Below are 14,035 nucleotides of genomic sequence, written 5' to 3'. Positions count from 1 at the left end.
CAAGCTGTCATCCGATGAATCACCTGCTAACACCTCTTGCGAGAGTGAAGTCCGACGAAACAGCCCGCAGTGTGCGAACACAGATCGGATGTCTGGCCCGCGCAACGCGCGGCTGTACCGGAGGAGATGAGGCAGACCATGGTTCGCAGAAGACGCCGCACGCTCGTTGCGGCCACCGCCCTGCTGGGCGCCGCCGGCGCCCTGCTCACCGCACCGGGATCCGCGAGCGGAGGCACCCGCGACCCCATCCCCGACTACGAGCCCACCGTCGAGTCCCTCAACAGCCACCCCGTACCCGAGTGGTTCGAGGACGACAAGTTCGGCATCTTCATTCACTGGGGCGCCTACTCCGTGCCCGCCTGGGGCCCGCGCGGAAGCTACGCCGAGTGGTACTGGAACTACCTCAACCAGAAGGGCAGCCCCACCAACGCCCACCACCGCGACACCTACGGCACCGACGCCGACTACGACGACTTCATCGGTCAGTGGAAGGCGGAGAACTACGACCCGGAGGCGTGGGTCGAGCTCTTCAAGGACGCCGGTGCCAAGTACTTCGTGCTCACGTCCAAGCACCACGAGGGCCTCGCCCTCTACGACAGTGAGGTCAGCGGTCGCGACACCGTCGACCTCGGCCCGCGGCGCGACCTCGCGGGCGAGCTGTTCAAGGCGGCGCGGGACGACGGCGGCCTGCGGGCCGGCTTCTACTACTCGCTCTACGAGTGGTTCAACCCCTCGTACACCGGGCGCCCGGCCACCAACCCGTACACCGGCGAGCCCGTCCCGTACACCGGCGCGCCCGCGGTCGACGACTACGTCGGCGACTACATGGCGCCCCAGATGCGCGAGCTGATCGAGCGCTACGACCCCGACATCCTCTGGTGCGACGGGCAGTGGGAGAAGCCCGCCGAGTACTGGAACACCGCCCCCGTGCTCGCCGACTACTACAACCGGGCGAAGAACCGCGAGCACCCGAAGGAGGTCGCGGTCACCAACCGCTGCAAGATCCAGACCGGCGCGCTCGACAGCACGGAACTCGACTTCCAGACGCCCGAGTACACCGTCAAGGAAGACATCGACCCGAACAAGTGGGAGTCCAGCCGCGGCATCGCCCACTCCTACGGCTACAACCAGAACGAACCCGATTCCGACTACCTCACCTCCGACGAACTCGTCGACTCCCTCGTCGACATCGTCAGCAAGAACGGCAACCTGCTGCTCAACATCGGCCCGAAGGCCGACGGCACCATCCCCGAACTCCAGCAGCAGCGGCTCCTCGACATGGGTGCATGGCTCAAGACCAACGGCGAGGCCATCTACGGCACCACCTACTGGCACCACGCCGAGGAGCCCGCGGGCGACGACGACGTCCGCTACACCGTCAAGGACGGCACCCTCTACGCCACCGCGCTGAGCTGGCCGGGCGAGCAGCTCACCCTCGGCTCGGACGTTCCCACCGGCAGCGGCACCGAGGTCACCCTCCTCGGCTCCGACGGCAGCAGCCTGCCCTGGCACCGCGACGACGCCGGTCGCGTCGTCGTCGACACCCCGAAGGAGGGCGCGGAGGCCACGAGCAGCGAGCACGCCTACGTCTTCAAGATCAGCACCCCGGGCGTCAACGGCCTGATGCGCACGCACACCGAACTCCCCAAGGAGCTCAACGCCGGCAGCACCGCGGAGGGCACGCTGACCGTGACCAACACCGGCCGCACCACGGCCGCGGACACCCAGGTCCGCATCGGGGCGCCCGAGGGCTGGACGGTTTCCCCCGCCACCACCCGGACCGGGCCGCTCGCTGCCGGTGCCGACGCCCGCATCCCGCTGCGCGTGACACCACACGCCGACGCGGAGAAGGGCACGTACGAACTCCCCCTCACCCTGCGCACCGGGCGGCAGACCACCACCACCTCCGTCACGGTCACCGTCGTGCCGGAGAACCTCGCCCTGGGCAAGCCCGCCGAGCAGAAGTCAACGGCCTGGGAGGCCCCGGCCGGGCGCGCCGTCGACGGCGACACCAACGGCAACTTCCCCGGCGGGTCCGTCACGCACACCGCGGAGGACGGCTCCGCCGAGCCGTGGTGGCAGGTCGACCTCGGAGCCGCCCGGGCCCTGGATGACGTCAGCATCTGGAACCGCACCGACTGCTGCGCGAACCGCCTCAAGGACTTCTGGGTGCTCGCCTCGGAGGAACCCATCACCGCCGACAGCCTCGAAGAGGCGCGCTCGGCGCCCGGTGTGACGGCGGTGCACGTGACGGAACAGGCAGGCCGCCCGACAGCGGTGCAACTGCCGGAGGGCACAGACGCCCGCTACCTGCGCGTCCAACTCGCAGGCACCGACCCGCTCTCACTCGCCGAAGTCCAGGTGCATCCCGCCACGGGCGGGTGACGGGGACGCTGCTTCGCACTCAGGGGGTAGGCGTGGGTTTCCTCCGCCTGCCCCCTGATGCCACGCTCCCGGCCCCGGCCAGGCGGGTGTCCCCGCGGCCGGATAACCCAGCGCCTGAGCGCACAGGCGGGCTCTCGCCCGGCCTGCGGATCCGGCGTGAACAGGAGTCATGGACCGGCCTTTTCCGGCGGCTGGAATTTGGCTGGATCGGCTGACGGCTCGTCACCTGTCGTCATCGGTCGTTTTCTCCGCGCCGGCTCGATATCGGCTGGAGAGCGCTGACGGCGAGTCAGCGCGGGGGGTGTCAGCAGACGGCGTTGAGGCCGTCCGGTTCGGATGCTGGAATATGACGAGGAGCACACCGCCGGTGAGCGTGCTCCGGCCCGGCCTCCGGGGGGAGAAGGCGGCGTGGCCGGCGGGAAATCCGGAACCTGCCGGCACGGGCCTCCGGACAAAAGAGTCCATGGGAAAGCCCGTCGTCGGCCATTGCTGCGAGGGATGAGGGCCGATAGAACGCGGGATATCTGTGATTGCCGTGTGTTTGCGACCGCCTGAGGGCTCGTCGGATCCCGAGTTCCGCGCCGGCATTCACAAGCCGATGACCGGACCCCCGAGAGGCCCTGACCATGCCCTTCGTACACCGATCGACCCGCGTGCCCATACGCCTGGCACGCGGGTTGATCGCACTGCTGCTGATCGCCCCGATCGCCGCCGTCGTCACGACGTCCACGCCCGCGGCGGCCGAGCCCGCGGCCGTCGCCTCGCTGCGGGACGTGGTGCCCGCGCCCGCCTCCACGACGCCCGCCGAGGGGGTGAGTTACTCGCTCCCGTCCGACGCGGCGATACATGCGGACGTGGGCGCGTCCGAGGTCGCCGATCAGCTCGCCGCCCTCCTGCGCCCCTCGACGGGGTACGAACTGCCGGTGGTGGACGGCTCCGGTGAGCCGGACAGCGGTGTCTGGCTGCTGCTGTCCGACCCCGGCTCCCAGGTCGGGGAGGAGGGCTACCAGCTCGACGTGACCGACACGGCGGTGGTCCTCCGGGCACAGACGTCGACCGGCCTGTTCCACGGCGTGCAGACGCTGCGGCAGTTGCTGCCGCCGACGGTGGAGGCGGCCACTGAGCAGCCGGGTCCCTGGGTGATTCCGGGTGGGCGGATCACCGACGAGCCCCGGTTCGCGTACCGCAGCGCGATGCTCGACGTGGCGCGGCACTTCTTCACCGTCGAGCAGGTCAAGCGGTACATCGACCAGCTCGCGCTCTACAAGTACAACACCCTGCACCTGCACCTCACGGACGACCAGGGCTGGCGGCTGGCGATCGACTCGTGGCCGGACCTGGCCGAGTACGGCGGCAGCACGCAGGTCGGCGGCGGGCCCGGCGGCTACTACACCAAGGACCAGTACCGCGAGCTGGTCGCGTACGCCGCCAGCCGGCACATGACCGTCGTGCCCGAGGTCGACATGCCCGGCCACACCAACGCCGCCCTGGCCTCCTACGCCGAGCTGAACTGCGACGGCGTCGCCCCGCCGCTCTACACGGGCACGAGCGTCGGCTTCAGCTCGCTGTGCGTGCCGAAGGAGGTCACGTACGACTTCGTGGACGACGTCGTCCGCGAGCTGGCCGAGCTGACGCCCGGCACGTACCTCCACATCGGCGGCGACGAGGCCCACTCCACCCCGCACGAGCAGTACGTCACCTTCATGGACCGCGCCCAGGAGATCGCCGGCAAGTACGGCAAGACCGTGATCGGCTGGCACCAGATCACCGGCGCGAACCCGGTCGACGGCGCCGTCGCCCAGTACTGGGGCCTCAACGGGCAGGAGCAGGAGGTCATCGACGCCGCCAAGGCGGGCACGCCGCTGGTGCTGTCGCCGGCCAACCGCACCTACCTCGACATGAAATACCACGCGCAGACACCGCTCGGGCTGAGCTGGGCCGGCTATGTCGACGTGCGGCAGTCCTACGACTGGGACCCCGGCACGTACATGGGCGGCGGCGTGCCCGAGAGCGCGATCCTCGGCGTCGAGGCGCCGCTGTGGACGGAGACGATCTCCACCAGCGACCACATCGACTTCATGGCCTTCCCGCGCCTGCCCGCCGTCGCCGAACTGGGCTGGTCACCGGCCGAGACGCATGACTGGGAAGCGTTCCGCGAACGGCTTGCTGCGCAGGGCCCGCGGTGGGAGACCATGGGCATCGACTTCTACCGCTCCGAGCAGATCGACTGGCCGTCGGCCGACTCGTCCACGACCATCGTCAACCAGCCGTCCGGTCGCTGCCTGGACGTTCCCGGATACGACATGTCCGATGGCACACAACCGGTCATCTGGGACTGCCACGGCGACGCGAACCAGCGTTGGCAGCTCACGGGCGCCGGTGAACTCCGGGTGACCGTCAACGACGTGACCAAATGCCTCGATGCCGAGGGCGAGCGCACCGACGACGGCACCGCGATCCTCATCTGGCCCTGCCACGGCGGCGACAACCAGAAGTGGGCGTTCGACGACAGAGGCCAGATCGTCGGCCGGCAGTCCGGGAAGTGCCTGCGGGTGCGGAACGACGCGACCGCGAACGGTTCGCTGATCCAGCTCAACACCTGCCGCTCCTCGGACATCGGCAGCCAGGCGTTCGTCCGTGCATAGCCCTTCGGCCTTCGGCGACGGCGGACCCAACCGTGGGGCGGGCCCGCCCCACGAGGCCCCACCCGGCAGGCGGCCGGGGTGGCCGCAGAGGGGGTGAACCAGCACCGGCTCACGCGTCCCGCTGCTTTGCCGGCGATGTGCACACTGGGGCGTCGGCAGGTCTTGCCGCGCACGGACGCGGTGCGGCAACCAGCCGAGGGTGGCGTGGGCCTGTGCTGGTTGCGGCTCCCCGACGGCGACGCGGGTGAGCAGTCGCCCACTATCCGACTTAAGCGTGGAGTCGGCCATGCTTTGTTCGCTAGTCGACTTAAGAGCGGGAAAAGAGTCCATGTGCTGCCCATGCTTCAACTCTTGACGGCTAAAAGGAACGTCGCAACGCTGCCATTCATGCTGACGATGCAGGACGTGTCCAAGTGCTTCCTCGGCCGCGAGCCGGTACGCCGCGGGCTCGTCGACCGACGCGCCAGGGAGCGCCGCACCGCCGAGCTGGACGAGACCGGAATCGCCCCCCACGGCGGCGACCAGCAGAAGGTCGGCATGAGCGACCGCATCCTCGTCATGGCCGACGGCACCTTCGCCGGCGAACTCCCCGCCGGGGCGGGCGAAGAGGAGATCATGCGGCTCGCCACCCGGGACGCGTCGGGCACGGCCCCCGAGGGGAGTGCCGCATGACCGCCGTACGGACCGACGCCCCCGCGCCGGCCGCCCGCCCGCGCCGGCTGCCCGCGACCGGGCGGCTCAAGCTCACCGAGTTGCCGCTGGAGCAGGAGGATGACCGGAAACCGCGGAGGGTCGGGCACCTGCTGCAGTCGGGTGGCCTGACCCCGACCGCGGTCCACGCAGGACGCCATCGCCGTCGACGGCCTGGCCCTTCTCCGCCGGGCCATGTCCCTCCTCTCCCGACCCGACCGACCCGACACGCCGACACCCTGACGAGACAAGCCCCACCGGTGCAGTGATCACTGCCCCGCGAGCTGCACCGGTGGTCTCGGCGCCCAGCACCTCAGCACGCTGACGGATCGCCTCGTCCGACGGGCCGGATGATGCATCCTCTGCCGTCCGTTCCACCGCGTGCAGAGCTGCTGACGGTTCCCGTTTTTCCCAGTGATCCGATGAGTCTCAGGAGCCGATATGAGATCACGACCAGCGCGATTGCTCTTGGCATTGCTCGGCACAGTCCTCCTGATGGGAGGGATGGCCGCGCCGGCGTCCGCGCATCCGGAGGGGTTCCACGTCCTGGTGTTCAGCAAGACGGCACCCGGGGCGTACCGCCATGCCTCCATCCCGGCCGGCCTCACGATGTTCGAGCAACTGGCCGCCGAGCGGGAGTGGGAGCTGACGAAGAGCGAGGACTCCTCGGTCTTCACCGACGACGCCCTCGCCGAGTTCGACGCGGTGGTGATGTTCCAGACGTCCGGGATGGTGTGGGAGACCAGCGCTCAGCGCCAGGCGATACAGACGTACGTCAACAACGGCGGCGGCATCGCGGCTGTCCACAACACGCTCGACATGGGGATCGAGAACGACTTCCCCTGGTGGGACGACCTGATCAACGGCGGCGCCCACATGCCCACCCACTCGCCCGGCACGCTTCAGGGCACCGCGAAGGTCGCCGACAAGGTGCACCCCTCGACCAAGGGCCTGCCGGACCGCTGGGTGCGCAACGAGGAGTGGTACAACTTCGACGTCAACCCGCGCGGCGACGTGCACGTCCTCGTCACCGCCGACGAGACGACGTACAACCCGGGCAACGACGCCATGGGCGCCGACCACCCGATCTCCTGGTGCCGCAACGCCGAGGGCGGCAAGGTCTGGGCCACCGCCATGGGCCACGAAGCCGCTTCGTACAGCGAGGAAGCCTTCCGTCAGCACATCGCGGGTGGTGTGGAGTCGGCGGGCGGCAAGGCCGAGGCGGACTGCGGCCCGACGACGTGGTCCAACTACGAGAAGGTCGCGCTCGACGAGAACACCGTCGCGCCCGCCGCGCTGGACGTCGCCGACGACGGCCGGGTCTTCTACGCCGAGTACGGCGGCAAGGTGAAGGTCCACCAGCCGGACACGGGTCAGGTGTCCACCGCGGGCACGCTGGACCCGTACACCGGCGGCGAGGACGGCCTGACAGGTCTGGCTCTCGATCCGGACTTCGCCGCCAACAAGTGGATCTACCTGATGTACTCGCCGGCCGGCGGCGGCGAGGACGTCGCGCGGGTGTCGCGGTTCACCGTGAGCGGCGACTCGCTGGACATGGCCAGCGAGAAGGTGCTGATGAAGGTGCCCTCGTCGCGGCAGTCGCCGGAGCCGGGGCACACCGGCGGCTACCTCGCGTTCGGCCCGAACGGTGATCTCTACATCGGCACCGGCGACGACATCGAGCCGTTCCGCTCCGACGGCTACGCGCCGATCGACGAGCGCAACGCGAACAACGACGTCCAGGCGACCTCGGCCAACACCAACGACCTGCGGGGCAAGATCCTGCGCATCCACCCCGAGGACGACGGCACCTACACGGTCCCGGGCGGCAACATGTTCCCGGCCGGGACGGACAAGACGAAGCCCGAGATCTACGCGATGGGCTTCCGCAACCCGTTCCGCTTCGCCGTCGACCCCGACGACGGCACGATCTACGCCGCCGACTACGGGCCGGACGCCGGCAGCGACAACCCGAACCGGGGCCCGGCGGCCATCGTCGAATGGAACGTCATCAAGGAGCCGGGGTTCTACGGCTGGCCGTACTGCGTCGGCGACAACATCCCATACAACGACTACGACTTCGCCACCGGCCAGTCCGGAGCGACGTTCGACTGTGACAACCCGGTCAACGACTCTCCCCACAACACCGGCCTGACCGACCTGCCGGCCGCGAAGAAGGCCGACGTCTGGTACGGCAACGGCGCGAACGGCAACAAGTTCCCGGAGATGGGCGGCGGCGGCGAGGCGCCGGCGGCGTTTCCCGCGTACCAGTACGACCCGGACAACCCCTCGGAGACGAAGTTCCCCGCCTACTTCGACGACACGCCGTTCTTCGGCGAGTGGGCACGCAACACGCTGCACGAGTTCCGGCTGGACGGGGACGGAAAGCTGCTGAAGATCAACGACTTCCTGTCGGGCATGGGCTTCAAGTCGCCGATGGACATGAAGTTCGGCCCGGACGGAGCGATGTACCTGCTGGAGTGGGGTTCCGGCTTCGGCCGCGACAACCCGGACTCCGGCCTGTACCGCATCGACTACACCACCGGCGACCGGCGGCCCGTCGCCAAGGCCGCCGCGACCCCGTCCTCCGGAGCCGCCCCCCTTCAGGTGACGTTCTCCAGCGAAGGCTCGAACGACCCGGAAGGCACTCCGATCTCTCATGAATGGGACTTCGGCGATGGCACCACCTCCACCGAAGCGAACCCCACGCACACCTATCAGGCGAAGGGGCAGTTCAACGCCTCGCTCAAGGTGACCGACGCCGGCGGCAAGACCGGCACTGCGAACGTGACGGTGACCTCCGGCAACACCGCGCCGACGGTGAAGCTGTCGATTCCCGACGGCGGCATGTACGAATGGGACGAGCCGATCCCGTACACGGTGGAGGTCACCGACCCCGAGGACGGCACGATCGACTGCGACAAGGTCAAGACCGTGCCCTCCCTCGGGCATGACGACCACGCCCACGACACCGACGCCGTCACCGGCTGCTCCGGGACCCTCACCCCGAAGACCGACTCGGCCCACGCCGGCCTGGACGTCTCCTACGTCGCGACCGCCACCTATACGGACAACGGCACCGACGGCGTGCCCGCGCTGGCGGGCAGCGCGAAGGCGGTGCTCCAGCCCAAGCACAAGCAGGCCGAGTTCTTCGGCAAGCAGTCGGGCGTACGGGTCGTCTCCCAGGGCGGCGCCGAGTCCGGCGCCCGGATCGGCGACATCAGCGACAACGACTGGGTCTCCTTCTCCCCGGTGAACTTCACCGGCATCGAGAAGGTGTCGCTGCGGCTGTCCTCGCCCTCCGGCGGCGGCACGGTGGAACTGCGCGGCGGCTCGCCGGACGGCCCGCTCATCGCTTCGGTGCCGGTCCAGAGCACCGGCGGCTGGGACAACTACGTCAGCATGCCGGCCGCGGGCATCACCAAGCCCGCCGGGACCACCGAGATGTTCATGGTCTTCAAGACACCCTCGAACAACTCGTACGACATCGACTCGATGACGTTCGAGGGCCCGGGCGTCGGCGGGGGCACCGAACCCGCCGGCAAGCACATCGTCGGCATCGACGGCAAGTGCGTCGAGGTGGACGCTCTGGGCACGGCCAACGGCACCAAGGTCCAGCTCTGGGGGTGCAACGGTGGCGCCAATCAGAAGTGGAACGCCACAGACGGCACCTTGCGCTCGCTCGGCAAGTGCCTGGACGTCGACGGACAGAGCACGACGAACGGCGCCAAGGTCCAGCTCTGGGACTGCAACGGCGGCGCCAACCAGGAATGGGCCGTGCAGTCGGACGGCACCATCCGCAACCGCGGCAAGTGCCTCGACGCCACGGGCAACAGCTCCGCCGACGGCACCCAGCTGATCATCTGGGACTGCCACGGCGGCGCCAACCAGAAGTGGGCCCTCGGGTAGCCGAACTGGCCCGCACCGGCCGGAAGGCCGGACAGCCACCGGCCCTGGAGCACCCGCGCTGCTCCGGGGCCGGCGGTCCCACCTCCCCGTACCTTCCGGTCACCCCCGTGGGATCCACCCCCGCAAGGAAGGAGCTCAAGTGCAACGAGAACGCCCGCGGAAGAACACACTCTGCAAAGGGGGCGGTCCTGCTCGTCGGGCTACTCCTGGCGGTCGGTACCCCGATGGCCGCCGGGCGACGACGACTCGGGCGTCTTCCCAGGCTTCACCGCCCCCGAGGACCCCTGGCATGCTGTCCACTACGGCCATGAGAGGCACATGGACGACGGTGCGGACCTCGACGCCGAGTCGGCTGAATCCGCGGCCCGCGACCAGGCACTGCGGCCGCCGGGTGAGTGAAAGACCTACCGGATCACGGCCGAGGGCGAACGCGTCAATGTCCACCTCACCGGGGTCGAGATCAACGACTTCACCAACACGGACCCGGAGCTCTGTCTGAAGGACGGCCATGCCGGCCTGCAGAACCGGGAACGGAAAAGAGGCGTCCTTCCGGAACATCCGACTCAACGAACCGAAGTGACGCACATCGTGCCGGGGCCGCACCTGACACGCCCCGGCACAGTCCGGAGGGCCGCGGGGCCGCGGCCTGCTCTGCCCGAGACGACGATCCCCCCACCGCCCGCTCACGGAATGACCGCCATGCGCCAAAGCCCGCCCCGCTCACCCTCCGGAGTCACCGGGAGCGATGTCGACCTCGCCGCCCTCATACGCAACGGCCCGCCCCCTGCCGCCGACGCAGCGCTCGACGAGCTCTACCGGAGGCACCGCGGGCCGGTGCTGGCGTACGCGCGCCGCTGCACCCGGGACTCGCACACCGCGGAGGACCTGGTTTCCGAGGCTTTCACCCGCACGCTGCACGCCGTGCGCGGCGGCAGCGGGCCGGAGGGCGCCTGGCGGCCGTACCTGCTGACGACCGTTCGCCGCACCGCCGCGGCCTGGTCCCGCACCGGCCACCGCACCAGCCTCGCACCGGACTTCGAGGCGTGGCTCTCGGAGATGCGCACTGAGGAGAGCGTCGAGGAGCAAACGCTGCGCCGGGAGGACGCCGTCCTGGTGCTGCGCGCCTTTCGCAGTCTCCCGGAGCGGTGGCAGACCGCGCTGTGGCACTCGGCCGTTGAAGGTGAGTCACCGGACCGTATCGCACCGCTGCTCGGGCTCAGCCCCAGCGGAGTCACCTCACTCACCGCACGCGCCCGAGAGGGCCTGCGCGAGGCGTACCTGACCGCTCATGTGGAGGACCCGGCCGCGTCCCCGGAGTGCCGCCACTTCTCAGAGCTGCTGGCCGCCTCGATCCGGCGGGCCGGGCGGCACCGCCGCACGCACAGGGGCCTGGAGCGCCATCTCGCGGACTGCACCCGATGCCGCCGCGCCGACACCGAGCTGCGGGAGCTGAACGGCACGCTGAGGGCCGCGCTCCCCGTCGGTGTCCTGCTGTGGGCGGGAGCCTCGTACGGGGCGAAGCCTGCGGCCGCCGCATCCGGTGCCGCGCCGGTCGGCGCGTCCTCGGGGCTGAGCGCGGCCGCCAAGGCCGGCGCCGTCGGCGCCGCGGTGCTTGTCATCGCCCTCGGCGGCTACGCGATCCTCCCAGAGCGCGGCCAACCCCCCATACCGCCACCACCGTCGCCCACCACCGGTCCGTCCACCCCGCCCCCCACGTCCACCCGGGAGCGGAGCGAGCCGCCCGCGGGAACAACCCCGCCGTCCCGCACTCCGTCGCCATCCGCCACCCAACCGCAGCGGAGCGCCGCCCCGCCGCCGGAGCCGTTTCCGTCCTGGTCCCCGGCCGCGGATGACCGCACTCGGCTGCCGATCGCCTCCACCGGCCGCTGCATGGACATCTCCGCGGACGAGGGCGCCGAGCCGTACGAGGCCGAGTGCGACGGCGTCCGCAGCCAGCAGTGGGAACTGCTGGTCGACCGCGCCGCCCAGGAGGTGCGCATCCGCAACCGTGCAACCGGGATGTGCCTCATCCATACCGGCACCGAGAGCGACGGCGCCCCCGTCCGGCAGATGTCCGACGCCTGCCGCTCCACCGCGGCGACGGCCCGCTGGACGTACTTTCCCCGCGAGGGGAACACGGTCGCCTTCGCCCAGTCGGGCTCGTCGCTCCATTTCCTGGGTCTCGACGACTGGCACGCCGCTGGCGAGGGGGAGCCTCACGACCCGGCCATCGGCACGACAACGAACTACTACGACACGCCATCGCTCCGCTTCCGCTACGACGGGGCCGCGTTCGGCGGGTGATGTCACGGCGCCGGGCCCGCGCGCCTTCGGCAAGTCGCCGTCCGGGCCCCACGTCGCGAGCGTGTCCGCGACGATGGGCAAGGCACGGCTCCAGTCTCGCCCCGGTCGGCCTCGTGCCGCTGATGTCGGACGACTGCATGTCAAGGAACGCGCCGGGGGCGGCGATCTGGGAGGCGCAGGCGGAGGAACCTTCCGCGCCGTGCCCGTGGACTGAGCCGCCCCCGGCGCTGAGCGTGCCGGGTGCTGATCTACACGCCGGCGACCTCCTTGATCCAGTCGCGGTTCTTGGCGATGTCGGTGTAGCCGCTCCAGTCACCGGCCGGGATCGGGCTGACGGCGCTCACACCCGCCTGCACCCACTGGCCGGTCTGCGGGCTCTTCACCCGCAGCGGTCCGCCGGAGTCGCCGGCCACCGCGCTGCCGTTGCCCCCGAAGCAGAGCATGGTGGGGTTGGCGCTGGTGCAGTCGGTGTCGGTGACGGTGCCACTGGCGTACTTGAGTCCGATGGGCAGGTCACCGGACCAGTCCGCGTTCTCCACACCCCAGCCGAAGATCGTTGCCTCCTGGCCCTGGGCTATGTCACCGGCGTTGGCCAGCGGTGAGTACTCGGTCTGGACGTCCTGGTCCAGCTGGACCAGCGCGATGTCATTGCCGGGCCAGTTGTACCCGGGGTGCCTGACGACCCGGACGCCCTTGGCCGTGGTGCCGCCCTGGGTGCGGTCCAGTGAGCCGACCCGTACCTCGGGGGTGTCGCCCTCGCCGGCGCAGTGGCCGGCCGTGAGTACCCAGCGCGGGGCGATGATGGAGGCGCTGCAGAAGGCGCCGCCGTTGTAGAGCGCCGCGATCGAGGGCTGGTCGTCGGTGACCGTGCCGCCACCGTAGATCTTCGTGCCGACATCGCCCGGTGCGTTTGACGGCGCGGAATCGGCGGAGGCGGTGGTGGAGAAGCCGAGCAGGCTCACAGCCAGCGCCGAGAGCGCTGCGATCAGCAGCGCCCGTCCTCGGGTGGGGGGTCGTTTGCGCATAACGTATTCCTTTGCGTTGTTGAGTCGTACGTGTCGTCGTTCTTGTTCCGCCGGCTCAGCGGGCGCTGCCGCGTCGCTCATCTCGGCGGAGCACGAGACTTGTGGATGCGCAGCTCCGGGTGTGTTCTTGCCGCGTGGCGTGGGTGGGACGGGCCGTCTTGGCCTGTCAGGGACCTGCCCGGCGGCAGCCGCCCGTCGCCACGCTGTGTGGTGAGTCCTTGTCGAGGTACAGGCGTAGGACAGGCCGATCGGGCTTGGCGGGATCGCGGCCGGCGAGGCTGCTGCCGTCCGCACGGTGTCGTTTACGAGATGAACCCGCGGGTGATGTGGGTGCCCGCGCCGTCGTCCTCGGCGTGGTAGCCGGACTCGCCGACACAGTCGCTGTACTCGTAGTTGGCCCTGGACGTGCCGCTCAGTCCGCCGGCATCGGTTGACGTGGGGCCGCCGAAGAGGACGTCGGAGCGGGGCATCTCGGCGCAGCTGGGGATGCCGGCGTAGTACTCCACGAATCCTCCTTGGGAACTCTGGATGTTGCCGCTTCCCGAAGGGAGGGTCCATGAACCGAGGTGGTCGGTGTTGCCGGTGACCGTGTCGGTGGCCGTTCCGGTCCAGGTGTCGGCCCCGGTCTTTTCGACCGTGAGGTCGTAGCGGTGGCCGTACACGGCGTCGAAGTCCGTCGCGCAGGTGACGCCGGGGCCACCGTCGGCGCCTTCGTGGCAGAGCGGGTCGGCGGTGGTCGCGCCGGCGGTGAAGGTGGAGAAGCGGGCGGACAGCCGCTCGGTGCTGCCGTCGTTCTCCCGGGGCTGAAGGCCCGTGTAGCCCATGCCGTTGGCGAAGCTGTACTGCTGGGCGAAGTAGATGCCGGTCTTGTGGGCCGTGGCGGGGTTCACCGTGATGGGGAAGGTGATGTCGGTCAGTCCCTCCGGCGGGGTGCCGTCGATGGACCAGCCGACCGAGACGTTCCCGCCGCCGACGTCTGCGGACGCCGTGGGGGCAGCGGCCAGCAGCAGCGCTGCCGCAGCGGCGGCTACGGCGGATCGACGCACGCTCACGGGTATTGACATGTGCTGTCCTTTT

The 14,035-nt window shown here is 69.9% G+C and carries 7 protein-coding genes and 1 pseudogene; 6 read left to right on the top strand and 2 right to left on the bottom strand.

Features of this window, described 5'->3' with window-relative positions:
- The first annotated feature begins 138 nt into the window (after positions 1–138).
- The 6 genes and pseudogenes from ABGA99_RS20380 (at position 139) to ABGA99_RS20355 (ending at position 11,933) form a co-directional block, all read left to right on the top strand.
- Positions 139–2,385, top strand: coding sequence for an alpha-L-fucosidase (locus ABGA99_RS20380; RefSeq protein ID WP_347583139.1), 2,247 nt, complete (start codon positions 139–141; stop codon positions 2,383–2,385).
- A gap of 626 nt (positions 2,386–3,011) precedes the next feature.
- A pseudogene (locus ABGA99_RS20375) lies at positions 3,012–4,616 on the top strand (beta-N-acetylhexosaminidase); the annotation flags it as partial.
- Positions 4,608–5,030, top strand: coding sequence for an RICIN domain-containing protein (locus tag ABGA99_RS20370; RefSeq protein ID WP_347583186.1), 423 nt, complete (start codon positions 4,608–4,610; stop codon positions 5,028–5,030). The pseudogene ABGA99_RS20375 and the gene ABGA99_RS20370, both read left to right, overlap by 9 nt.
- 387 nt (positions 5,031–5,417) lie before the next feature.
- Positions 5,418–5,702: a hypothetical protein gene (locus ABGA99_RS20365; protein WP_347583193.1), complete on the top strand. Its 285-nt coding sequence runs from the start codon at positions 5,418–5,420 to the stop codon at positions 5,700–5,702.
- Between the two features lie 513 nt (positions 5,703–6,215).
- Positions 6,216–9,629, top strand: coding sequence for a ThuA domain-containing protein (locus ABGA99_RS20360; RefSeq protein ID WP_347583138.1), 3,414 nt, complete (start codon positions 6,216–6,218; stop codon positions 9,627–9,629).
- A 699-nt stretch (positions 9,630–10,328) separates the two neighbouring features.
- Positions 10,329–11,933, top strand: a complete 1,605-nt coding sequence (locus ABGA99_RS20355; protein WP_347583137.1) for a sigma-70 family RNA polymerase sigma factor — start codon at positions 10,329–10,331, stop codon at positions 11,931–11,933.
- Between the two features lie 248 nt (positions 11,934–12,181).
- On the opposite strand, the gene ABGA99_RS20350 is transcribed toward ABGA99_RS20355, so the two are convergent.
- Both ABGA99_RS20350 and ABGA99_RS20345 read right to left on the bottom strand, forming a co-directional pair.
- Complete coding sequence (locus tag ABGA99_RS20350; RefSeq protein ID WP_347583136.1) at positions 12,182–12,958, bottom strand: serine protease; 777 nt, start codon at positions 12,956–12,958, stop codon at positions 12,182–12,184.
- 302 nt (positions 12,959–13,260) lie between these two features.
- A complete protein-coding gene (locus ABGA99_RS20345) occupies positions 13,261–14,022 on the bottom strand; it encodes a hypothetical protein (protein WP_347583135.1) in 762 nt (253 codons plus the stop codon).
- Between the last annotated feature and the right edge of the window lie 13 nt (positions 14,023–14,035).

The organism is Streptomyces sp. B5E4 (genome assembly GCF_039871555.1).
GTDB lineage: Bacteria > Actinomycetota > Actinomycetes > Streptomycetales > Streptomycetaceae > Streptomyces.
Note: the sequence above shows the minus strand (reverse complement) of the source record. Positions and strands in the feature narration are given on the sequence as shown.

Excerpts from the sequence above, each read along its gene's own strand:
- ABGA99_RS20350 (WP_347583136.1), bottom strand. The coding sequence starts at position 12,958 with ATGCGCAAACGACCCCCCACCCGAGGACGGGCGCTGCTGATCGCAGCG.
- ABGA99_RS20345 (WP_347583135.1), bottom strand. The coding sequence starts at position 14,022 with ATGTCAATACCCGTGAGCGTGCGTCGATCCGCCGTAGCCGCCGCTGCG.
- ABGA99_RS20355 (WP_347583137.1), top strand. The coding sequence starts at position 10,329 with ATGCGCCAAAGCCCGCCCCGCTCACCCTCCGGAGTCACCGGGAGCGAT.
- ABGA99_RS20360 (WP_347583138.1), top strand. The coding sequence starts at position 6,216 with ATGGGAGGGATGGCCGCGCCGGCGTCCGCGCATCCGGAGGGGTTCCAC.
- ABGA99_RS20365 (WP_347583193.1), top strand. The coding sequence starts at position 5,418 with ATGCTGACGATGCAGGACGTGTCCAAGTGCTTCCTCGGCCGCGAGCCG.
- ABGA99_RS20380 (WP_347583139.1), top strand. The coding sequence starts at position 139 with ATGGTTCGCAGAAGACGCCGCACGCTCGTTGCGGCCACCGCCCTGCTG.